The sequence below is a fragment of the Hymenobacter fodinae genome (genome assembly GCF_004745825.1).
Classification (GTDB): domain Bacteria; phylum Bacteroidota; class Bacteroidia; order Cytophagales; family Hymenobacteraceae; genus Hymenobacter; species Hymenobacter fodinae.
Window position 1 is genome coordinate 1,455,151 of sequence record NZ_SRLA01000001.1, and the last position, 20,512, is coordinate 1,475,662.

General features: G+C 51.9%; 16 protein-coding genes. All 16 read left to right on the forward strand.

Annotation, left to right across the window (positions count from 1 at the left end; genetic code table 11):
• Window positions 1-19 precede the first annotated feature (19 nt).
• A complete protein-coding gene (nrfD, locus tag EU556_RS06190) occupies window positions 20-1,480 on the forward strand; it encodes an NrfD/PsrC family molybdoenzyme membrane anchor subunit (RefSeq protein WP_245327451.1) in 1,461 nt (486 codons plus the stop codon).
• Window positions 1,473-1,997: a DUF3341 domain-containing protein gene (locus EU556_RS06195; protein WP_135432182.1), complete on the forward strand. Its 525-nt coding sequence runs from the start codon at window positions 1,473-1,475 to the stop codon at window positions 1,995-1,997. Before nrfD ends, EU556_RS06195 begins: the two co-directional genes overlap by 8 nt.
• The gene (locus tag EU556_RS06200) at window positions 1,997-2,731 is read left to right on the forward strand and encodes a c-type cytochrome (RefSeq protein ID WP_135432184.1); all 735 of its coding nucleotides are present in this window, start codon (window positions 1,997-1,999) and stop codon (window positions 2,729-2,731) included. Before EU556_RS06195 ends, EU556_RS06200 begins: the two co-directional genes overlap by 1 nt.
• Window positions 2,732-2,737: 6 nt before the next feature.
• Window positions 2,738-4,078, forward strand: a complete 1,341-nt coding sequence (locus tag EU556_RS06205) for a quinol:cytochrome C oxidoreductase (protein ID WP_245327452.1) — start codon at window positions 2,738-2,740, stop codon at window positions 4,076-4,078.
• Window positions 4,079-4,170: 92 nt separating this feature from the next.
• On the forward strand, window positions 4,171-5,238 hold the full coding sequence (locus tag EU556_RS06210; protein WP_135432186.1) for a cytochrome c oxidase subunit II: 1,068 nt from the start codon (window positions 4,171-4,173) through the stop codon (window positions 5,236-5,238).
• A gap of 25 nt (window positions 5,239-5,263) precedes the next feature.
• Window positions 5,264-7,123 (forward strand): cytochrome c oxidase subunit I, encoded by a 1,860-nt coding sequence (locus tag EU556_RS06215; protein ID WP_245327453.1) that lies wholly within the window; start codon window positions 5,264-5,266, stop codon window positions 7,121-7,123.
• Between the two features lie 161 nt (window positions 7,124-7,284).
• Window positions 7,285-8,364, forward strand: a complete 1,080-nt coding sequence (locus tag EU556_RS06220; protein ID WP_135432188.1) for a COX15/CtaA family protein — start codon at window positions 7,285-7,287, stop codon at window positions 8,362-8,364.
• 53 nt (window positions 8,365-8,417) lie between these two features.
• A complete protein-coding gene (cyoE, locus tag EU556_RS06225; RefSeq protein ID WP_135432655.1) occupies window positions 8,418-9,269 on the forward strand; it encodes a heme o synthase in 852 nt (283 codons plus the stop codon).
• A 145-nt stretch (window positions 9,270-9,414) separates the two neighbouring features.
• Entirely contained in the window at window positions 9,415-10,002 is a 588-nt protein-coding gene (locus EU556_RS06230; RefSeq protein WP_135432190.1) for a cytochrome c oxidase subunit 3, read from the forward strand.
• Between the two features lie 23 nt (window positions 10,003-10,025).
• Entirely contained in the window at window positions 10,026-10,799 is a 774-nt protein-coding gene (locus tag EU556_RS06235) for a cytochrome c oxidase subunit 3 (RefSeq protein ID WP_135432192.1), read from the forward strand.
• Between the two features lie 73 nt (window positions 10,800-10,872).
• Window positions 10,873-11,214: a cytochrome C oxidase subunit IV family protein gene (locus EU556_RS06240; RefSeq protein WP_135432194.1), complete on the forward strand. Its 342-nt coding sequence runs from the start codon at window positions 10,873-10,875 to the stop codon at window positions 11,212-11,214.
• A 27-nt stretch (window positions 11,215-11,241) separates the two neighbouring features.
• Window positions 11,242-11,880, forward strand: a complete 639-nt coding sequence (locus tag EU556_RS06245) for an SCO family protein (RefSeq protein ID WP_210116225.1) — start codon at window positions 11,242-11,244, stop codon at window positions 11,878-11,880.
• Complete coding sequence (locus tag EU556_RS06250) at window positions 11,867-12,421, forward strand: DUF420 domain-containing protein (RefSeq protein ID WP_135432198.1); 555 nt, start codon at window positions 11,867-11,869, stop codon at window positions 12,419-12,421. Before EU556_RS06245 ends, EU556_RS06250 begins: the two co-directional genes overlap by 14 nt.
• 104 nt (window positions 12,422-12,525) lie before the next feature.
• Window positions 12,526-12,786 carry a hypothetical protein gene (locus tag EU556_RS06255; RefSeq protein ID WP_135432200.1) on the forward strand — a complete coding sequence of 87 codons (261 nt, stop codon included), beginning with the start codon at window positions 12,526-12,528 and terminating at the stop codon, window positions 12,784-12,786.
• A gap of 146 nt (window positions 12,787-12,932) precedes the next feature.
• A complete protein-coding gene (locus tag EU556_RS06260; protein ID WP_135432202.1) occupies window positions 12,933-16,652 on the forward strand; it encodes a sensor histidine kinase in 3,720 nt (1,239 codons plus the stop codon).
• 67 nt (window positions 16,653-16,719) lie between these two features.
• Complete coding sequence (locus tag EU556_RS06265) at window positions 16,720-20,502, forward strand: hypothetical protein (protein ID WP_135432204.1); 3,783 nt, start codon at window positions 16,720-16,722, stop codon at window positions 20,500-20,502.
• The last annotated feature ends 10 nt before the right edge of the window (window positions 20,503-20,512 follow it).

Genomic DNA, 20,512 nt, shown 5'->3' on the forward strand with positions numbered 1-20,512 from the left:
CTCCTTTAAGTCTAAACATATGCAGCACGTATCGCCTGTACGGGAGCCGCTCGTAACCGGGGGGAAAACGTACCACGACGTCACCCAGGACGTGTGTCGCCAGGTAGAAGCCGCCCCGAATGTTCGGTGGATGGCCGCCCTGAGCGTCGCCCTTGTTCTCCTCGGCGTATTCTTCTATTCCGTGTACCGGACCTTGTGGTACGGTATAGGTGAATGGGGCCTTAACAAAACCGTAGGTTGGGCCTGGGACATCACCAACTTCGTGTGGTGGGTAGGTATCGGCCACGCTGGTACGCTTATCTCAGCAGTTCTGCTGCTGTTCCGTCAAAAGTGGCGGACTTCAATTAACCGCGCTGCAGAAGCCATGACGATCTTCGCTGTAATCTGCGCCGCAATGTTCCCTGTACTTCACATGGGCCGTCCTTGGCTCGCTTACTGGGTATTCCCTTTCCAGAACACATTCGGTTCTCTGTGGGTGAACTTCAACTCGCCTCTGTTGTGGGACGTGTTTGCTATTTCGACTTACTTCACTGTATCTCTGGTATTCTGGTACACGGGTCTAGTTCCTGACTTTGCTACTATCCGTGACCGCGCAAAAGGTCCGATTGCAAAAGTGGCCTACTCGCTATTGAGCATGGGCTGGAAGGGTTCGGCAAAACATTGGTCACGCTACGAAACAGTCTCGCTGATTTTGGCCGGTGTTTCTACTCCTCTGGTACTTTCGGTACACACCATCGTATCGATGGACTTTGCTACCTCTGTAGTTCCAGGTTGGCACACCACTATCTTCCCTCCCTACTTCGTAGCAGGTGCTATCTTCTCGGGTTTCGCAATGGTACTCACCCTGATGTTGATCACTCGGGTAGTATTTAAACTGGAGGACTACATCACTATTGAGCACATCGCCCTCATGAATAAAATCATGATGGTAACGGGTTCTATTGTGGGTGTGGCTTACATCACAGAGTTCTTTATTGCTTGGTACTCTCAGGTTGAATTCGAGCAGTATGCTTTCATCAACCGTGCTACTGGTCCTTACTGGTGGGCTTATTGGTCAATGATGACCTGCAACGTAATCACGCCACAGTTGGTGTGGATTCGTCGGGTACGTTACAGCATTCCGCTGACATTCATCCTGTCGATCATCGTGAACATCGGTATGTGGTTCGAGCGTTTCGTAATTATCGTTACCTCGCTGCACCGTGACTATCTGCCCTCAAGCTGGGTAATGTTCTCGCCCTCTATTATCGATATCGGCATTTATGTAGGTACGATTGGTTTGTTTTTCACTCTTTTCCTATTGTTTGCCAAGTTCTTCCCGGTAATCAACATGGCGGAAGTGAAGTCGGTACTGAAGTACACTGTGGATAACGGCCCAACGTACACAGGCCACGATCCTCACCATGCTCCAACTACACATCAACCCTCCACCCACGGGGTTCCGGCTTCGGCTCCTGTAAACTACGATAAGCATGACTAAGCGCTTCGCCCTCGGCATCTTCGACGACGAAGACGTGCTGTTGCACGCTGTTGAGAACGTCCGTGAAGCGGGCGTCAAGATCTACGAGGTATTTACCCCGTTTCCAATCCACGGTATTGACGACGCGCTAGGCATTGAGCGTTCACGCTTGCCAATTGCTGCCTTCTTTTTCGGCCTGACCGGATTGTGCTTTGCACTGTGGTTACAGATCTATACGCTAGGTTTTGACTGGCCTATGATCATTGGTGGTAAACCCCATATTGCTCTGCCTGCCTTCATCCCAGTGTCTTTCGAATTAACGGTATTCTTCTGCTGCCATGGTATGGTGATTACCTTCTATACCATAAGTAAGCTTTACCCACGTTGGAAAACTCCTGTACTGGATGTACGCTCAACTGATGACAAGTTTGTAATGGCCATTGAGGTAAACGAAAATACCGACATGGTAAAACTGTCGCAGCTGCTGCGTGACAACGGTGCTTCTGAGGTGAACCAAAAAGAAATGTCTAAGTTCTAATGACGCATTCGCTGAAAATAACTCTGCAAGCGTCGGCGGTTCTGCTGGCATCGGTGTTCACCACCGCTTGCAACCGCGCCGATGACCCAGGAGTGGAGTACGCTCCGGAGATGTACTATTCCATCCCCTACGAGCCATTAAAACAGGAAAGCACCAACAAGGTGAACCCGATGGGCCTCAACATGCGAGTACCTGCTATTGGTACGGTTCCTCGCGGCAAGCTCAACTACTTCACGCATATTGGTAAGGACAGCGTTGGGATTGCAGAAAAGACTCTGCGTGAGCCATACGCTTATACCAAAGAGAATCTGGCCGAAGGGCAGATTCTTTATACCCGTAACTGTCAGCACTGCCACGGCGAGCAAGGTGATGGTCAGGGTCCAGTAGGAGTAAAGTTTAAGGGTGTGCCTAACTACTCTACTGGTGCTTACAAGACCATGAATGAAGGCCATATCTACCACGTCATTCAGTGGGGCAAAGGCCGTATGATGCCACACGGCTCACAGGTCAATCCTGAAGAACGGTGGAAGATTGCTATGTACGTGCGTGTGTTACAACTTGGTAAAGGCCCTGACGGGTTAACTGACCTGTTGGCATCCAAAGGGGTTTCTGCCACCGACTCAGCTCAAACTACTGAAGCTGTGAACCAAGGCCCAGTAGAAGAGGCACAGGCAGACAAAGGCTCTACTACCCCAGCACAAGGTGATAAAGCACGTAACGGAACGGCGAACTAACTCAATATGGCAACTCTGACCCATCACGAAAACGTGACGGCTGAATACCTGGAGGTTTCACCGAATGCACGTAAACGATTTATTACCTTCATTGTAGCCGGCGTAATTTTGCTGGTTATCGGGCTGATTGTAGCTGCAATGGGCATTGGAGCTGAGCATCACGAAGGTGCAGCAGCAGCTCATGGTGCAGCTGCAGGCCATGGCGCTGCTGCAGGTCACGAAGGAACTGGCCATCATGGTAGTCCTATTTGGTTGAAGCGTCTAATTGTCAGCCTTTGGCACAATAACGTCTTCTTCACAGGGGTATCAGTGATTGGTACTGTATTTATGGCCATTCAATATGTGGCCTATGCTGGATGGTCTGTTCTTATTAAGCGTGTTAATGAAGCATTAAGCGCTTGGGTACTGCCTGGTGGTGTATTGATGGTTGTAATATTTGTGGTTGGCTTGCTCAACCATGATATCTTCCACTGGACGCTACCCGGTATTATGGAGAAAGGCAATGCAAACTATGATGCTATCATAGCTGGCAAATCAGGTTTCCTGAGCATTCCTTTTTATCTCATCCGTACGGTTTCCTACATTATCATCTGGGTAGTATTCACCAACAAGCTTCGTAGCCTGTCACTACAGGAGGATTTGAATGGTGGCACTGAGTACTTCCATAAGAGCATCACAGCTTCGGCTCTTTTCTTGGTGCTCTTTGCCGTGACTTCTTCCATGTCTGCTTGGGACTGGGTGATGTCTATTGACACTCACTGGTTCTCCACAATGTTTGGCTGGTATGTATTTGCTTCATGGTGGGTATCTGGTATTGCAGCAACTACTCTTATCGTAATCTTCCTCAAGCAAGCTGGATATCTTCAATCCATTAAAGAAGGTCACCTACACGACCTTGGCAAGTTCATGTTTGGCTTCAGCATCTTCTGGACCTACGTATGGTTCTCGCAGTTTATGCTGATTTGGTATGCCAACCTTCCTGAAGAAGCTGTTTATTTCAATCAGCGTCTGGGTGGCTTTAACGGGCAGTATACTTGGCTGTTCTTTTTCAATCTGTTCATCAACTTTGCCTTCCCATTCCTTGTTCTCATGACACGGGATGCAAAGCGTCAGATGATCATGTTGAAGATTGTAAGCATTGCCATTCTCATCGGTCATTGGTTTGACTTTTATTTAATGATCATGCCGGCAACTATGCAGGCTGAGAATGGGTTTATCATAGAGATAGGGACGGGCTTGGTTTTCTTAGGTTCCTTCTTGCTCTTGATAACCAAACGCCTATCGCAGGCCTCATTGGTACCTGTTCATCATCCATTCTTGGATGAGAGTGTGCACCATACGACCTAATCATAGACATGAGCATTGAGAGGTGAGGGGAAGAGCGTTATAGCTAGCCTCTCACCTCAACTCTCTTACAGTTTTCAGCTTACCCTTATCTCATGACTACACTTGGTATTCTTCTGGTCTTGGCGTTGCTGCTGGTCGTATTTGGCCTGCTGTTCCGCCTCCAGATTTTGACCTCCATCTTCTCGGGTAGTACTAACCGTGAAGTCGGAGTTAGTAATCGCGTCAATGCCATCCTATTTATCATTTTTATGATAGTAGGGGGGGCAGCTTTCGCTTGGTCTTTTGTCGACAATTATGACAAAATGAACCCTCCGATTGCTTCCGTTCATGGTCATGCCACAGAGCGTATGTTCTGGACTACCATGATTATTCTGGGCATTGTGTTTACGCTTACCCATATCTTGTTGTTCGTGTACTCTTATAAGTACCAACACAAAGAAGGGCGTCGGGCTTTCTTCTTCCCTCACAACAACAAGATTGAAATTATTTGGACCCTTATACCAGCTGTTGTAATGGCGGGTCTGGTGTTCGCAGGCTGGAAAGAATGGTCCCGTATTACTGGTCCTGCTCCTAAGGATGCTGTAGTACTGGAAGTGATGGGTAAGCAGTTCAACTGGCTTGTACGTTACCCTGGTCGTGACCAAAAGCTTGGTATGGTAAACTACCGTCTGATTGACGCTACCAATGAATTTGGTTTCGACTTGAGTGACCAGAGCGGGTTAGACGATTTTGTAGCTCCTGAAATTCACGTTCCCAAGGGTCACCCAGTTCTACTGCGTATCCGTTCACGTGACGTGTTGCACGCAGTATATATGCCTCACTTCCGCGTGCAGATGTATGCTGTGCCCGGTATGCCAACCAAGTTCTGGTTCACGCCTACTAAGTCAACGGACGAGATGCGTGCTCAAACTGGCAATCCTAAGTTCAACTACGAACTTGCTTGTAACCAAATTTGCGGCCGTGGACACTTTGCAATGAAGCTGAACATTGTGGTAGATGAACCAGATGACTATGTTGCTTGGTTCTCTCAGCAGAAGTCCTTTTCGGAGCAGAACCCAGATGTACTGGCTAGCTTCAAGCAAAAGACGAACAAATTGGCTAGCAAGGAAGCGACAATTCCTGCCGCTGCAGTAGTGCCTGCTGCTAAAGCTTCGCTTTAATTTACTATAAACGCACGCTTCTCATATGGCTGCTAATCTTCCTAATCAAGCCCAAGTGCAGGGTGGGGCCGGGGTAACCGAGCCTGGCATCTCGCACAATGAGCATACGCACCACGACGAGCACCACGAGCAAGGTTTCTTGTCGAAGTACGTATTTAGCACCGACCATAAGACGATTGCTAAGCAATTCCTGATTACAGGTATGCTGTGGGCAATTGTTGGTGGTACGCTTTCTAGCTTATTCCGTTTGCAACTCGGTTGGCCCGAATCTACATTCGAATGGCTGCAGCCACTGCTTGGAAAGTGGATTGAAGCAGGTAAACTCAACCCTGAGTTTTACCTCGCTCTAGTAACGATGCACGGCACCATCATGGTGTTTTTCGTACTGACCGCTGGCTTATCGGGTACGTTCTCGAACTTCCTGATTCCATTACAGATCGGTGCCCGTGACATGGCTTCGGGTTTCATGAACATGCTGTCTTACTGGTTTTTCTTTATTTCCAGTGTTATCATGTTCGTTTCCCTGTTCATTGAGACAGGACCTGCAGCAGCTGGGTGGACTATTTATCCTCCGTTGAGCGCTTTGCCTCAGGCTATTCCTGGCTCGGGAGCTGGCATGACGCTATGGCTTGTGTCGATGGCTTTGTTCATTGTGTCGCAGCTATTAGGTGGCGTTAACTACATTACTACTGTAATTAATCTACGTACTCAGGGAATGAGCATGAGCAAGTTGCCACTGACTATCTGGGCATTCTTCCTGACCGCTATTCTGGGTCTGTTAGCTTTCCCAGTACTGTTCTCTGCCGCTCTTCTCCTGATCTTTGACCGTTCGTTCGGTACCTCTTTCTTCCTGTCGGATATCTACATTGCTGGTCAAGCGTTGCCGAATACCGGTGGCTCACCCATTCTGTTCCAGCACCTGTTCTGGTTCCTAGGCCACCCTGAGGTATACATTGTTATCATGCCTGCTATGGGTATGGTTTCCGAGATTCTCGCTACCAACTCGCGTAAGCCTATTTTCGGCTACCGTGCCATGATCGGTTCGTTGCTGGGTATTTCGCTGCTGTCGTTCGTTGTGTGGGCTCACCACATGTTCGTGACAGGCATGAATCCCTTCTTAGGTTCGGTGTTCATGTTCTTGACCCTGATCATTGCAGTACCGTCAGCTGTAAAAACCTTTAACTGGTTGGCAACATTGTGGCGCGGTAATATTCGCTTCACTGCGGCCATGCTGTTCTCTATTGGTTTTGTGTCGCTGTTTATTGCTGGTGGTTTGACGGGTATCGTACTGGGTAACGCCGCTCTCGATATTCAGATGCATAACACGTACTTTGTGGTAGCTCACTTCCACTTGGTAATGGGTAGCTCGGCTTTCTTTGGTTTGTTTGCTGGTGTATATCACTGGTTCCCGAAGATGTTTGGTCGTCACTTAGACGAGAAACTGGGTTATGTTCACTTCTGGCTCACTTTCATCGGTGTATACCTCGTATTCCTGCCCATGCACTATGTGGGTATCGCCGGCTTCCCCCGTCGCTACTACGCTTGGACCGGTTTCGATACGTTCAGCCAGTTTGCTAATCTGAACAAGTTTATCTCGGTGGCCGCAATTCTGGCGTTCTTCGCTCAGTTTGTGTTCGTCTTCAACTTCTTCTATAGCATCTTCCGCGGCCGTCGTGCCAGCGAGAACCCATGGCGCTCTACCACGCTGGAATGGACTACTCCAGTAGTTCCTGGTCACGGCAACTGGCCTGGTGCTATCCCAGCTGTTCACCGCTGGCCCTATGACTATAGCAAGCCTGGCGCTGCAGATGACTTCATCCCGCAGAACGTTCCTTACTCTCAGACGCAGTCTTCAAACCTGCCCTACGAAAAGGAAATGGAATAGCAGCCGAAAGGCATAAGTAATCGAAAAGGGCCGCTGTATTTACGGCGGCCCTTTTCCTTTTCAGGCAACCGGCATCGGCTTAGTCGGTGCCGGTTTTTGCATTCTATGAAGCAAACTTTGTGAAAAGATTGTTTGCTAAATAACACCTGTATCACTTCAAGATGCTTCTTCCTGACTACGTACGTCGCTTTCGTTTTATTGGAATTCTCACGGTTATAGCCGTGTATGCCCTGATCTTGGTGGGCGGAATCGTTCGGAGCACCGGTTCAGGAATGGGATGCCCTGACTGGCCTAGGTGTTTTGGTACCTGGGTACCACCAACTCATATAAGTCAATTACCGGCCAATTATAAGGAAGTATACACTGCTCAGCGGGTAGAAAAGAACAAGAAGTTGGCCGCAAAGCTGGAGCGCATGGGCTTCCACCAGGTTGCCGGAGACATCTTTGCTCATCCGAGCCAATACATTGAAACTGATTTCAATCCGGTGAAAACGTGGATTGAATACATCAACAGACTAGTTGGCGTGCTGATCGGCTTTTTCATGATACTGACAGTCGTATTCGCAGCTCCTTACTGGAAGCGCGATAGGCCAGTTTTTTGGCTGGCATTTGCTTCCTTCGTCCTAACCTTGGTGCAAGGATGGCTAGGTTCGTTAGTAGTGTCGACCAACCTGCTTCCTATTATGGTTACCATTCATATGGGCTTGGCACTACTCATTGTGGCATTACTGATCTACGCGGTTGACCGTTCGCAACGGGAGCAAGTCACCTGGCAATCTGTACGAGCTGTGCCAGGGCTAACCGGATGGCTGTGGGTTGCTATTTTGCTCACCTTTGGCCAAATAGTGCTGGGTACTCAAGTGCGGGAGCAAATTGATATGGTAGCCTTTAGCAATAACTATTTGAATCGGGCAGAGTGGGTAGGCCAGTTAGGTGGTTCCTTCCGCTTCCATCGGACCTTTTCAGCAGTCTTGTTACTGGTAAACGTATATGTGGCCTACCGCATGTACTTATTACCCTCACGCAAGCTCCATATCATGGCTACAGCCATATTGGCTTGCATAGGACTTGAGATACTGGCTGGTGTTACGTTGGCGTATTTTTCTTTTCCTGCTATAGTGCAGCCAGTGCATCTTACCGTTGCTACGTTGCTCTTCGGGGCACAGTTTATTGCGCTTATTGACTACCGACGGGCCACTAAATTGCAGCAGCAGACCGCTATTCCGGTCGTTGTTGCGTAACTTTGCGGCCCCGTTCCGGGTGCGTTTTACCCGGTCACTTGTTTGTACAGTTGATGAGTAAAGCCAGGGCGTTTTTTCAGTTAATCAAATTCCGGCTGGCGCTGACAGTAGCCTTTTCAAGCGCTATCGGGTATTTGCTGGGAGCCCATGAGCTAGATTGGGGCAAGGCGTTGTTGGTGATGGTAGGTGGCCTAGCTGTGACGGGTTCTGCTAACACAATCAATCAGATCTTTGAGATTGAGCTTGACAAGCAGATGAAGCGAACTGCCAAGCGCCCATTGCCTATGGGTGTATTGTCAGTAGCAGAGTCTTGGGCTTTCACTGCTGTGTTGGGCGTCATAGGCCTAGGCCTACTCACGTATTTTTTCAATCCGCTGGCGGCAGCGTTGTCGTTAGTGTCATTGATCCTATACGGCTTCATCTACACCCCACTAAAAACAATCTCTCCAATTTGCGTAGCTGTAGGAGCCATTCCGGGTGGCTTACCGCCGCTTATCGGCTGGGTAGCCGCAACTGGTTACTTAGGGATAGAAGGGTGGATACTCTTTGGAATTCAGTTTATGTGGCAATTTCCACACTTCTGGGCTATTGCTTGGGTGCTGGATGATGACTACAAAAAGGCAGGGTTCAAGATGCTGCCTACACCCGGAAAAAAGGATCTGCGCACGGCTTTCCAGATTATGACGTATACACTCGTCTTGATTCCGCTGAGTCTGTTGCCTTTTTACTTTGGGATGACTAACACTACCTATCCTATGGTGGCGGCCATCTGCGGAGTGCTTTTCTTGATGCAAACTTTTTACTTAATGCGCACGGTCAGCAAAAAGGCTGCTATGAGTATTATGTTCGGCTCATTTCTATACCTGCCAATCGTGCAGATTGCGTTGGTATTAGACAAAACATGAGTAGCTGAAAGGAGCTGTAAAAACTTGGAAATATAGCCGTGCCTCAAGCGCTAAGTGCGCACAAAATGAAGCGAGCATTTGTTATTAGAGGGCAGGCCTAGGATACTACTAGACGCCTTTTTAGCACTACTAACTCTTAACTCTTATGCATCCTGCAGAAGCTTTAAATAGCAAGCAGCCCGCAACTGGCGTACATCCGTTACGGTTTCTGCTTTGGCTTATGATGGTGAGCATCACCATGATTTTCGCGGCTTATACGAGTGCTTACATCGTACGACGCGAAGAAGGCAACTGGCTTGAGTTTGATTTGCCTACCGGCTTTCTCATTACCACTTGTATTATCGTTGTAAGCTCAGCTACGATGCAATGGGCTTGGTTTGCCGCGCGCAAAGACGAGATAAACCAGGCACGTACCGGCTTGTTGCTAACGTTCCTGTTGGGGGTGGCCTTTTTGGCTGGTCAGTGGACGATGTGGGGGCAGTTGGTTGATAGCCGCATCTTTTTTGGCGGCACCGATGCCAACCCTTCTGGCTCTTTTCTGTATGTATTAACCGGAGTACACGGATTTCACCTGATAACCGGTCTTATCTTTTTACTGGTGGTATTGCGTAAAAGCTTTAACTATCAGGTGCATTCACGGCAAATGCTCTCGATTGGCAACGTGACCATTTACTGGCACTTCCTCGGCGCGCTTTGGTTGTACCTGTATTTGTTCCTACTTTTGAACCACTAGATTTTCGTCAACCCCCGCACGCTATGTCCACCATTTCCACGACGCAGACGATTCCTGATTCCGCCCTGGATAAGCCGCGCACCGGCACCTGGGACGGAGGAAACGAGCCCTTCAAAGCTAGCTATGGCAAGCTGATGATGTGGTTCTTCCTGCTGTCGGACGCTTTCACGTTCGCCGCTTTCCTGACCACTTATGGCCTGATCCGTCACCGCTATGCAGCGTTTGACGAGAAAATTCACGGCGCATTCAAGTTCTCAACCGACTATTGGCCAGTGCCAGATAAGGTGTTTAATGCCTTTCCTGGCCTACATGGCATGGATGTTCCGCTGGGCTTCGTAGCCTTGATGACGATGATCCTGATCTTTAGCTCGGTTACGATGGTACTGGCAGTAGAGGCAGGCCACCGGATGGATAAGGCTGACGTACAGAAATGGCTGCTTTGGACTATCCTGTTCGGTGCCACCTTCTTGAGCTCACAGGCGTGGGAATGGAGCCACTTCATCGGTGGTCATGATGAGCCAACCATTATGGCTGATGGTACTCGCTTCTTTGGCGCTAACCTAACCATGAACCAGTATGGCCCGGTGCTGTTTGCTGACTTGTTCTTCTTCATTACGGGCTTCCACGGTACGCACGTATTCTCTGGGGTTTGCTTGCTAGTGTACTGCTTCATTGCAACTACCAACGGTACGTTCGAGAAGCGTGGCCACTATGAAATGGTGGAGAAAGTAGGCCTGTACTGGCACTTTGTAGACTTGGTGTGGGTATTCGTCTTCACCTTCTTCTACCTCGTTTAATCTTCATGTATACCCGGGTAGCAATCGGCTTATGAGCTGACTAGCTACCCGGGTTTTTGATTTCCTTACTACAATGGCTAATCACGTAAACACAGCTCCCGCGCACGTAGGAGAAATTCCAAAGCCCAACACGGGCTGGATCTGGAAGACGTTCTTTGTTTTGGTTGGTATTACGGCACTGGAATTTGTATTCGTGTTTGCCATGGACCCCAGCACCCTGCGTAATTCCATTTTCATCATTCTGACCATCTTCAAGGCGTTCTTTATTGTGGCCGAGTTCATGCACTTGAAGCATGAGACCAAAGGACTGATCTGGAGCATCATGATTCCTATGGCGTTGCTTATCTGGCTGCTCGTCGCCCTCGTTACCGAGGGTAATGCCATCGGTGCTGCCGTCGACAACATCGTTTCCTAACGGATGAGGCCCAAACAAACACTTGTGTTGGGCCTCATTCTGCTGGTTCCGGTTTTAGCTTTTCTGTTTCTGAAGAGCTTCGGAACTAACCGTTACGCGCTGCCAACTTATCTGCCCGACCACGTGGACTCCACGCAGGTTGACGGAAAGTGGCAGCGCGATACTGTTTTTCACCAGATTGGTGACTTTCGGTTGCCGGCACAGTCGGGGCGGGAAGTTTCACAGGCGGAGCTGGCAGACAAAGGTCTATACGTGGCAAGCTTCTTTCAGACGGGTAATGCAAATTATCAGCGCCTGAATACACAACTCATGCGTGTGCAGGAGAAGTTTAGACGAGAGCCGCGGGTCCGGATGGCGTCATTCAGTGTGGACCCTACACACGATTCTGTGGCTGTACTGTCTCGCTATGCGGAGCAGTTTGGCGCAATTGCCGGAAAGTGGTTCTTCCTGACAGGTGATGAAGCCAGTCTGAACAAAGTGGCTGCACAGGAGTTTAGATTGCCACTAATTGATGGCTCAACTAGTGGGTCATTGAATAGTCAGCAGGTATTTTTGGTTGATAAAGATCGGCGCGTGCGGGGCATATACAATGGCACCAGCGAGAAGGAAATCAACCGACTCATGACCGAAATTGAAGTGTTGCTTTACACTTATGACCACGAATAATTCAGCCGTTAACCCCGGCAATTTCACCAAGTACAAGGTTATGGCTGCCGTGTTAGGCGCTGTAATCCCGGTGGCAGTAGCGGTACTGTACTTCTTCCCAGAGGTATTCCGAATAGAAGGCGCGCAAGTAAAATCACTGCCAAAAGTAAATGCGGTTCTGAATTCGCTGACGGCCGTGTTTCTGATGATTGGGTACTACTTCATCCGGCGCAAAAACGTGGCGCGGCACCGGGCCATGATGGGTATGGCCTTTTTATTGGGGTCCTTGTTCCTGGTATCGTATGTGGCCTACCACTCACAGGTGCCAAGCACAAAGTTTGGCGGAACCGGTCTAATCAAAGGAGTTTACTACTTTATTCTGCTTACCCATATTGTGCTGGCAGCCGTTACAGTAGGATTGGTGCTCTTTACACTGTATTTCGCTCTAACCGAACAGTTTCAGAAGCACCGGCGTATTGCCCGCTGGACGTATCCCATTTGGCTGTATGTATCTGTAACGGGTGTAGTTGTGTATTTCATGATAGCGCCCTACTATACCTGATACCAGGGGAATTGTTTGCCTGCGCGGTTGTTCTACTGTAGAGGCCTAGCGTGGTTGCAAATACAGTTCATGCGTTGCCTTCCTAATTTAGAAGTTGTACTAGGATGAAAAAGACAATTTTTGCCGGAACATTAGCTCTGTTGCTAGGAGTATTGCTCAGTGTGTTGCCGCTGTCTGTGCAGGCGCAGTGCACCATGTGTAAAACCCAGGTTGAGGCTTCTCGTCAGGAGAAGGATGGATACGACACCACGGGCCTCAACAAAGGCATTCTGTACCTGATGACCATTCCATATGTACTGATGGGGACAGTAGGCTACTTCTGGTACCGGAATAGTAAGAAGAAAAAGGTAGCCAACAGCCGGTAACAAGCTCCCTTTGTACCCTCATTATAGTGCTCAGCACTGAGGTAAAAATGCTAGGTTAGGAAATGCCGCCCAAGGGCGGCATTTTTGTTGCTTATCATCAGCGCTTAAGCCCAACTGGGTAGGCCACTCGCTATTTACGCTGAACTTTGAAGTTTATTCGTCTCTCGCCCGTACTGTTACTCTTACTGGCGGCCCTATGCTTTGTTGGAGCTTACGTGAGCAACCGGTACAGCCGTACGCCGGAGGTTGTATTGCGTTTGGCTGCTTCTCGCTTACAACAGCAAGTGGTAGGGGCAGAAGAGACGGCCCGACAGGAAGCAGCTGAATTAGCGCAGGATGTAGCTGCCAACACCATCAGCTTTCAGTCGCTGGTAGGCCACACCACGTATCCGACCTTTATTTTTCGAGGGGAAAAGCTGCTGTACTGGTCTGACCACATTGTTAAGCCAGAGCCGGAGCACGCCGTTCAGGTATACGACGAGAAGCTGGTTGAAACTAGATTTGGGCAATTCCTGACCATGCGCCACGTGGCAGGGCCGTACGTAATTCTGACATATGTGCCCTTGGAAATAGGCTACGGCATTAGTAACCGTTACCTGCGCGAAGGCTCAGAACGGGCCCTTTTCCGTGACTTGACGGTACAAATTGTTAGGGAAACGACCCCGAGTAAGCGGCCCCGCATCTACTCTGAAAAGGGCAAGTACCTTTTCTCCATCGAAAGTCTGCAGGCCGACCCTATTACCGGACGCTACTTACCCCTAGGCCTATTGCTGATAGGATTTGCGCTGTATTTGGCTGCCTGTGTGCGGCTGGCACGTGGGTTTTTCAAGAAGGGAAGGGTAGTAGAAGGAGCCGCTACGGTAGTATTGTCACTGGCTTTGTTCAGGGCCGTGATGCTGTATCTAGGCCTACCGTTTTCATTCATTGAGCTACGGCTCTTTGACCCACGGGTGTACGCCGCTTCACTATTATCGCCCTCACTCGGAGACCTTCTGCTTAATGCCATGCTGTTCGTAGTAGCCGCGTACTATGCGTTGCTGCTGTTTCGGCGTTACGGGGTACTACGCTGGACCCAGCATACGACCGGTGTTCAGCGCTGGGTGGTCGGGAGCGTAGCGGTGCTTCTCTTCTTTGGACTGCTAGAACTCCTATTTGACTTCTACACCAGCAGTTTCAACAATTCTCTGTTGGTACTAGACATCACGCAGAGCATTCAGTTTAGCTCAATTAAAGCTTTGCTCTGCCTAGCCATTGTGCTCCATACCATCGGATACTTGGTTGGTTTCTACCTGCTATCGTTGGTGTTTGTGAGTATAGTACGGCCCGCCACACGCCGGTTGGGCATCACGCTGCTGCTGTTTGCTACGGTCTTTATCCTGCCGCTGGGGTTAGCTTTTGAGCAGATTGATTTGATTCTGCTGGGCCTGACGCTGCTCTTCTTCCTAGTACTGCGCATCACTGGGCTCAAAACTCGGGGAGCGGTGCTGCCTTATCAGGTATACCTGTTCATTTTCTTGATGTTGGGGGTAAGCTCCGCGGTAGGTGCCTTGGCCCTCTACGAGCACTTCGACCAGCAATTGCTTCTTAACAAGCAAACTATTGCGGGAAACCTGTTGGTAGACAACGACCTTCAAGGGGAATATCTGCTGGCAGAGCGCGCCGTGGATATGGCCGAGGACCCCGGCCTGCGGTCTATGCTGGCTAGTCCCTTTATTAATCTAGACCTGATCAGGCAAAAGATAGCCAAGTACTACCTGCGCGGCTACTTCGATAAGTACGAGGTAAACATCACCGTATTCGGGCCGAATGATTTGGCTGTGGGGATGCCGGGCAGCCTGAAGCAAATGCAGGATTATCTGCTGCCGCAGGCCGTGCCCACTGACCACCCCAATATTTACTTGCTGCGCGGAACTACGTCGTTTGTGAGCCGCCGGTACGCGGCCTTTCTGCCCATACCCATGGCCGAGGGCGATACTAGTCACGTGGTGCTGGAGCTGTCGCTGAAAAAGCTTACTGCCAACAGCGTAGTACCGGAGCTGCTGATGGACCAGAAGTACTTTCAGCCTGGCCTAGGAACCGAGCTAAGCTACGCTGGCTACGAAAACAATCGGCTGGTATATAATGAAGGTAACTTTGATTACGTAAATCAGTTTCCCAGCGCTCTGCTGCAAGACCCCCGGCTGTACAGCACCGGCCTGTCAATGGATGGGTTCCAGCACTTAGGAGTACGCGGACCAAAGGGGCAGAATCGGGTGGTTGTGGTTACGACCGCCACGTATTCCTTCACCGATTGGCTAGCGAACTTCTCCTTCCTGTTTTTGCTGTTTACCTTTTTCTGGGTGGTAGGTCTAGGCCTGTATCTGCTGGTTCGGGGGCAGTACGTGGAGCTGTTGCGTACCAACTTCAGCACCAAGATTCAGCTTTTCTTAAACCTAGGTATTCTGGTGCCGCTGCTGGTAGTGAGTATTGCTACGGCCAGTCAGGTAACCAACTCGTACAAGCGCGACTTGCGGCGGCTGTACCAACGCCGGGCCCAGGCTGTGCAAGACAATCTGCTCAAGAACCGCGACCTACTAGCTGATTCTGCCAGTCGGGTAGATCTGGTGGAGCTGGCCGAGAACGTATCTGGCCTGACGGAAACAGACCTGAACCTGTATAACTCCCGGGGCGAACTGCTGGTGAGCAGCCAGCCGCTCATCTTGGAATCGGGGCTGCTGAGTACGTTAATAAATCCGCAGGCTGTAGCTGAGCTGCGGGAGGGGGGCAAGCCTCGGGTGTTGCTTACGGAGCGGGCCGGCACGCTTTCCTTCAACGCGCTGTACTTGCCGCTGCGGGCAACTGCTACCTCGCCGGGCCGGCCGGGTGCGGTACTGGGCTACGTAGGTATTCCCTTCTTCGACTCGGAAAAAGACCTGGATAATAAGCTTACTGAGTTGATTTCCACCATCCTGAACATCTTCACGGTGATGTTCATCTTGTTCCTGGTGCTGGCGTTTGTGGCCTCTCGCATTCTGACCGAGCCGCTGAAGCTGATTACGGAAAAGCTGAAACAGACGACTCTGACTGGCCAGAACGAGCGACTGGCCTACGAGTCGGAGGATGAGATTGGGCTGCTGGTGCGCGAATACAACCAGATGCTGCTCAAGCTAGAGGACAGCAAGAAAGAGCTGGCCACCCAGGAGAAGGAAGCTGCTTGGCGCGAAATGGCCCGGCAGGTGGCGCACGAAATCAAGAACCCACTTACGCCCATGAAGCTGAGCCTGCAGTTTTTGCAAAAAGCCATTCAGGAGCAGCGCCCCAATACCGAAGAGCTGATCAGCAAGATTTCTCAGACCCTGATTACTCAGATTGATGTGCTATCGGACATTGCCACGTCGTTCAGCACCTTCACCAATCTGCCGGCCATGAAGCCCGAGCGCCTAGATGTGGCTGCCGTACTGCGCCGGTGCGTAGCATTGCACCAAGGCGTGGGCAACCGAGAAATTGAGGTGAAGCTGCCTCACGATGCGGAAGACGGACGCTACATAGTGTATGCCGACGAAAACCTGCTGGTTCGCACCTTCAATAACTTGTTGATTAATGCAGTGCAAGCCGTGCCCGCCGACCGGACTCCGCACATTGTGGCCAGTATGGAGCTGTTGGAGGGAGGCCGGGTGCAGATTTGCATTCAAGACAATGGAAGCGGCATCCCTGACGAGGTAAAGGAAAAGATCTTTGTACCCAACTTCACTACCAAGGAAAAGGGCTCGGGGATAGGCCTAGCAGTGGCGCGGCGCGGTATTGAGAGTGCCGGTGGCGCTATCTGGTTTGAGACCAAGGAAGGCGAAGGCACCACCTTCTGCATTGAGCTTCCTCTGGCTGGATAAGTGGCACGAATTCGGCGGCCAGTAACGTTGTGTTAGCTCTAAACTACAGGCCTCGTATTTTTACTGAATGAGTAGCAGCTTTCCGCACCTTTTCCTGCGCTTCTGGCTGTTGCTCATTCTGTTGGCAGGGGTGGGCGCGGGAGCCAATGCTCAACAGTTAACGCCCGCTAACACGCGGCGCTGCACGTGGGTGCGCCTGCTGCCGAACCGCGACACTACCGAGTTCAGCTTGCAAGACACGCTGACCATTGTGCCCGCCTCAGTAGCCATTGAGGGGCGCTCAGTGGCCTACGACAACCGGAGTGGGCGCTACCGCTACATCCGGCCCTCCATGCGGTTCCCGTCGCCGAAGCCCGGGCAGCCCGATTTGGTATTGCCCAGTGGCCTAGACTCCGTATTGGTGTGCTACCGCGTACTGCCGGTGCAGCTGTCGGCCGCCCGGTACTTGCGGCCCCGCCGCATGATGGATAGCCTGGAGTTTATTCGGCGACCATTTGGGCTGGAAGACTTTACGGTGAAGGAGCAGATACTCAGTACGCCGGGCATCAATAAGACCGGCAACCTCTCCAGGGGCGTTTCTTTTGGCAACACCCAGAACGTATTCGTCAACTCGTCTCTGAACCTGCAACTGGAAGGGCGCCTAACCGACCAGATTACGCTCACGGCGGCTATTTCGGACCAGAATGTGCCATTTCAACCGGAGGGCAATACTCAGCAGCTGCAGGAGTTTGACCGCATTTTTATCACGCTCACGCACCCGCGCTGGAACCTGACGGCCGGCGATGTGGTGCTGCGCAATAAGCCCGATTACTTCCTGCGGTTCTACAAAAACATTCAGGGTGCAGCCGTGGAAGCCAATTTCGGGCAACTACCCTTGGGCGGATTCGGGGGTGGTGCGGTAGGTCCTGCGGTTAGCAATACTCAACTCTTCCAGTACCCCAATGCTTCCGGAACGAGTACAGGTACCTTCGTGACGGCTCCGCCCACAGTGCCGGTTAACCCACCTGCTGCCGGAGCAGTGCCCCCACGGCCGCTCGATAACACCCAAACGGTGACGACAGTTACGCCGGCCCGGAGTGGGGTAGGAGCTGATGGCGCGCCGCGTAGGCCAGTGTTTGCCACCACTACTGCCGCCGCCGGCGTGGCCAAGGGAAAATTTGCCAGCATTGATGTGGCACCGATAGAAAATGTGCAGGGCCCGTACCGCCTGCGCGGCCCCAACGGGGAGCAGTTTATCATTGTGCTGGCCAACTCAGAGCGGGTATACCTGGATGGGCGGCTGATGGTGCGCGGCTTCGACTTCGATTATGTTATCGACTACAACCAGGCGGAGGTAACCTTCTCGCCCCGGCACCTGATAACTCGCAACTCGCGCATCAAGATTGATTTCGAGTACTCCGACTTCAACTACGCCCGCTCGCTCCTGCACGTGAGTCATTACCAGCAGCTGGGCCGGCTGCAGGTGCACGCCAACTTCTACCGCGAATCAGACAACCCCGACAACTCTCCCAACCTAGTATTATCGGACACGGATAGGGACCTGTTGCGGAACATCGGCGACAACGTGAGCCGGGCCGTGACGCCGGGCGCGGAGCTACAGGCCTACGACCGGCGGCAGGTGCAGTACAACCTCAATGAGGTGAACGGCGTGCCCGTGTATGCGTACTCTGACCCGCCGGACTCTACGCGCAACGTGTACAACGTGCGCTTTACCAACGTGGGCACTGGGCAAGGCAGCTACAACCTCAGCACCAAATTCCCGAATGCCAACGGCCGGGTATATGAGTACGTGGGGGAGGGCAAGGGCAACTACTCGCCGGTGCGGGTGCTGCCCACACCTATTCAGAAGCAACTTGCTACAGTAGGAGCCAGTTACCGCCTCGATTCTACGAGCACCGTGTTCGTGGATCTGGCGTCCTCAGACTTGGACTTAAACCGTTTCTCGCCGGAGTCGGCGAAGGGACGGGCCATGCGCGTGGGCTACACCATTCAGGATCGGCCCGTGCGGCTCCCTGGCCTAGAAGGGTACAAGCTGCGTAGCTCCCTGGATTACGAGTACACCAGCCACCGGTTTTCGCCTATTGACCGGTACCGGGATATTGAGTTTGACCGCAACTGGAGCGCTTCTACCTCCACTACTACCACCATCAACGGCACGGCCCCAACACCCAAGGAAGAGAACATTCTGAACTTTGCCCTGGGCGTAGTCAAAAATGCCGACAACGCCATTGGCTACCGCCTGAGTCGGCGCTACCGGGCCGGCGAGGTGAGTGGCCTACAGCACTGGCTCGATGTGGCCCACCAAACTGGAAACGTGCAGTTACGCGGCAGCTTGTTTGTGCTCAACTCGGAGGCAGGCCGGCGGCACTCTAGTTGGGCGCGCGGTGAGGCTACGGCCCGCTACGTGGGTGGCCCCGTAGTGCCCGGCTATGCGTACCGCTTCGATAAAAACCGCGTGGCTCTGCCCAATGGCGACTCCCTGACTTCGGCCAACTACTTTGATGAGCACGCGCTGTTTGTGCAAAGTCGAGACTCCGCCCGCACTCGTTTCCGCCTCGATTACAGCTACCGCCGCGACCAAACTCCTACCACCGACCAAAGAGCCCTGCGCGGGCGGGGCCGGGCCCAAACCTGGCAGGGCACCATGGCCACACGCTTAGGCAGCACCCAAGAGCTCTCCCTGCTGGCTACCTACCGCGACCTGGCTGCTCTGGATAGTGCCCGCCAGCGCACGGTGCTCAGCAAGCTCGATTGGAACGCCAGCTTCTTCGATAACATGCTGCGCTCTGAGCTGAGCTATGCCGTGGCTACGGGCCGCGAACTAAAGCGCGACTACGCCTTCATTGCCGTGCCTAATGGGCAAGGGACGCACTACTACGCCGGTGACACCAACCCTAAAAACGGACAGCAGGACAAGGCCGAATTCTTCGAAGCTCAAACGCTGGATGCCCAATACCGCACCCACATAAAGGTGTACCTGCCTACCGATGAGTACATTCTGGCCTTTACCAACCGCTTCAGCTACCGCCTTACTACCAATGCCCCGCGCGGCTGGCGGGAGCAACCTGGCCTACGCAGCTTCATCGGGCGGTTCTCGGCCATTACTACCGTCACACTCGACCGCAAAACCACTGAGAATAGCCTCAGCTCCCGGCTCAACCCCTTTGCCTTCCAGACCGAGGACAGCTTGCTGCTAAGCCTGAACAAGCTGTTGCGCAACACCCTATACTTCAACCGCTCAAACCCCATTTTCGGGGCGGAGTTTACGGTGCAGCAAGCCCAGCAGAAGGTGCTCCTGACGCAAGGCTCCGATATACGCAACTTGGCCAGCCAGAGCCTACTGCTGCGGCGTACCCTTGCTCAGTCGCTCACTGGGCGGCTTACTACCAGCCGCACTATTCGGCAGAATGCTTCTAACTACCTCACAAACCGAAATTTTCGGCTGCTGCAGTACGAAATTGCGCCTGAGCTGAGCTATCAACCCTCACAGTCGCTTCGCTTTACGGGCACGTACCTGCGTACCACCAAGCAAAATACCGCGGGCCCCGAGCTAGACACGCGCGGCACCTTTGATGAGATGGGGATAGAAACCCGCGTTAGTCAGGTTGGCAAGCGCACCCTGTCGGCTACCACGCGCTATGTGCGGGTAGGGTTTGAGGGAGAGCAAGCCTCACTGGTAGGGCTGGAAATCCTGAATGCCCTGCGCCCTGGCAGCAATTTCACCTGGAACCTGAACCTGGAACAACGCCTCAGCAACGGCCTCAACATTACGGTGGCCTACGACGGCCGCAAGGCCAACGGCCTAAACGCCGTGCATACCGGGCGCATGCAGGTGGCAGTTCTGTTCTAACTACTCCAGG

Bases quoted from the DNA above. Each gene is read 5' to 3' on its own strand.
- EU556_RS06250 (WP_135432198.1), top strand. From the start codon at position 11,867: ATGACCACGAATAATTCAGCCGTTAACCCCGGCAATTTCACCAAGTAC.
- EU556_RS06255 (WP_135432200.1), top strand. From the start codon at position 12,526: ATGAAAAAGACAATTTTTGCCGGAACATTAGCTCTGTTGCTAGGAGTA.
- nrfD (WP_245327451.1), top strand. From the start codon at position 20: ATGCAGCACGTATCGCCTGTACGGGAGCCGCTCGTAACCGGGGGGAAA.
- EU556_RS06195 (WP_135432182.1), top strand. From the start codon at position 1,473: ATGACTAAGCGCTTCGCCCTCGGCATCTTCGACGACGAAGACGTGCTG.
- EU556_RS06230 (WP_135432190.1), top strand. From the start codon at position 9,415: ATGCATCCTGCAGAAGCTTTAAATAGCAAGCAGCCCGCAACTGGCGTA.
- EU556_RS06205 (WP_245327452.1), top strand. From the start codon at position 2,738: ATGGCAACTCTGACCCATCACGAAAACGTGACGGCTGAATACCTGGAG.
- EU556_RS06220 (WP_135432188.1), top strand. From the start codon at position 7,285: ATGCTTCTTCCTGACTACGTACGTCGCTTTCGTTTTATTGGAATTCTC.
- EU556_RS06200 (WP_135432184.1), top strand. From the start codon at position 1,997: ATGACGCATTCGCTGAAAATAACTCTGCAAGCGTCGGCGGTTCTGCTG.
- EU556_RS06235 (WP_135432192.1), top strand. From the start codon at position 10,026: ATGTCCACCATTTCCACGACGCAGACGATTCCTGATTCCGCCCTGGAT.
- cyoE (WP_135432655.1), top strand. From the start codon at position 8,418: ATGAGTAAAGCCAGGGCGTTTTTTCAGTTAATCAAATTCCGGCTGGCG.
- EU556_RS06265 (WP_135432204.1), top strand. From the start codon at position 16,720: ATGAGTAGCAGCTTTCCGCACCTTTTCCTGCGCTTCTGGCTGTTGCTC.
- EU556_RS06210 (WP_135432186.1), top strand. From the start codon at position 4,171: ATGACTACACTTGGTATTCTTCTGGTCTTGGCGTTGCTGCTGGTCGTA.
- EU556_RS06215 (WP_245327453.1), top strand. From the start codon at position 5,264: ATGGCTGCTAATCTTCCTAATCAAGCCCAAGTGCAGGGTGGGGCCGGG.
- EU556_RS06240 (WP_135432194.1), top strand. From the start codon at position 10,873: ATGGCTAATCACGTAAACACAGCTCCCGCGCACGTAGGAGAAATTCCA.